This is a genomic window from Micromonospora sp. M51 (assembly GCF_018070305.1).
Classification (GTDB): domain Bacteria; phylum Actinomycetota; class Actinomycetes; order Mycobacteriales; family Micromonosporaceae; genus Micromonospora; species Micromonospora parva.
In genome coordinates, this window is sequence record NZ_JAGPXZ010000874.1 from 1 (window position 1) to 2334 (window position 2334).

General features: G+C 67.9%; 1 protein-coding gene. It reads left to right on the forward strand.

All coding sequences use genetic code 11. The features are described 5' to 3' along the window. Positions 1-56 precede the first annotated feature (56 nt). Positions 57-2334 (forward strand): molybdopterin-dependent oxidoreductase (locus KBX53_RS30040; protein WP_247676440.1); only part of this gene is annotated, 2278 nt, incomplete at its 3' end.

Below are 2334 nucleotides of genomic sequence, written 5' to 3' on the forward strand. Positions count from 1 at the left end.
CCTGTCTCGGTTGACCTATGTTCAGAGGGTCGCTCGCGTGGGAGGGGGTGTCGGGGTTGGGCCTGCGGACCTTTATCGAGGGTTGGCCGGTGTACCGGCAGCTCACCGGCACGGACCCGCTGGGTCGGGGCGCGGCGGCGAAGTCCGACGGGTCCCGCGCGCTCACCGCCCGCACCGACACCGCCGATTCGGTCGCCCGTTCCGTCTGCCCGTACTGCGCCGTCGGGTGTGGTCAGCGGGTGTTCGTCAAGGACGGGCGGGTCAGTCAGATCGAGGGTGATCCGGACAGTCCGATCTCGCGGGGTCGGCTCTGCCCGAAGGGTTCGGCCAGTAAGAGCCTGGTGACCAGCCCGCTGCGGCAGACCACGGTGCGCTACCGCCGCCCGTACTCGACGCAGTGGGAGGATCTGGACCTCGACACGGCGCGCGACATGATCGCCGATCGGAACCTCGCCGCCCGGGAGCAGACCTGGGAGCACGTCCACACGCAGGGCCGACCGCTCAACCGGACGCTGGGCATCTCCAGCCTGGGCGGGGCGACGCTCGACAACGAGGAGAACTACCTGATCAAGAAGTTGTTCACCGCGATGGGGGCGCTTCAGATCGAGAATCAGGCCCGTATTTGACACTCCGCCACCGTCCCCGGTCTGGGGGCCAGCTTCGGTCGTGGCGGTGCGACGGATTTTCAGCAGGACATCGCCAACGCTGACGTGATCGTCATTCAGGGTTCGAACATGGCTGAGGCGCACCCAGTGGGGTTCCAGTGGGTGATGGAGGCCAAGCGCCGAGGGGCGAAGGTCTTCCACGTCGACCCACGGTTCACCCGGACGAGCGCGGTAGCGGACGCGTACCTGCCGATCCGGGCGGGCACGGACATCGCGTTGCTCGGTGGGGTGGTGCGTTACATCCTGGACAACGAGTTGGACTTCCGGGAGTACGTGCTGGCGTACACCAACGCGGCGACGATCGTCAGCGCGGAGTTCAGCGACACCGAGGACGGCGACGGTTTCTTCTCCGGTTTCGACCCGGAGACCGGCACGTACGTGCAGGACAGTTGGCAGTACGAGGGCCATGAGGGTTCCTCAGGCAGTGGGCACACCGCTCAGGAGCGGGACAGCGCCGCGGGGTTGACGCACGAGTCGCACGGCGCGCAGGTGGGTGGGCAGACGCGGCGCGACGAGACGTTGCAGCATCCGCGCTGCGTTTACCAGATCCTGAAGCGACACTTCTCCCGTTACACGCCGGAGATGGTGGAGCGGGTCTGCGGTATTTCCCAGGCGCAGTTCCTGGAGTTGGCGCGGGCGTGGACGCAGAACTCCGGGCGGGACCGCACCGGCATGCTCATCTACTCGGTGGGCTGGACGCAGCACAGCGTGGGCGTGCAGTACATCCGCACCGGCGCGATCATCCAGCTCCTGCTGGGCAACATGGGTCGCCCGGGCGGCGGGGTGATGGCGCTTCGTGGGCACGCCAGCATCCAGGGCTCCACCGACATTCCGACACTGTTCAACCTGCTGCCCGGTTACCTGCCGATGCCGCACCACGCCGAGCACCCGAGCTTCGACGAGTGGGTGGACAGCATCCGCCACCCGGGGCAGAAGGGGTTCTGGGGTAACGCGCGGTCGTTCGCCGCGAGCCTGCTCAAGGCGTACTGGGGGGACGCGGCGACGCCGGAGAACGACTTCTGTTACGGCTATCTGCCGCGGATGACCGGTGATCACGGCACCTACCAGCAGGTGCTGAACATGATCGACGGGAAGATCAAGGGGTACTTCCTGCTCGGGCAGAACCCGGCCGTCGGGTCGGCGCACGGTCGGGCGCAGCGTCTCGGCATGGCCAACCTCGACTGGCTGGTGGTCCGGGACCTGTTCATGATCGAGAGCGCGACGTTCTGGCAGAACGGCCCCGAGGTCGCCACCGGGGAGATCGTGCCGCAGGAGTGCCGCACCGAGGTGTTCTTCCTGCCCGCCGCGTCGCATGTGGAGAAGGAGGGCACGTTCACGCAGACGCAGCGGTTGTTGCAGTGGCGGGAGAAGGCCGTCGAGCCGCCGGGTGACGCCCGCTCCGAGCTGTGGTTCTTCTACCACCTGGGCCGCAAACTGCGCGAGAAGCTGGCCGGGTCGCCGTTGTCGCGCGACCGGGCGCTGCTCGACCTGACCTGGGACTATCCCACGCACGGTCCGCACGCGGAGCCGAGCGCCGAGGCGGTGCTGCGCGAGATCAACGGGTACGACGTGGCGACCGGCGCGCCGGTGTCCAGCTTCGCGCAGGACCGCGCCGACGGTTCCACAGCCGTCGGCTGCTGGATCTACACCGGGGTGTACGCCGACGGCG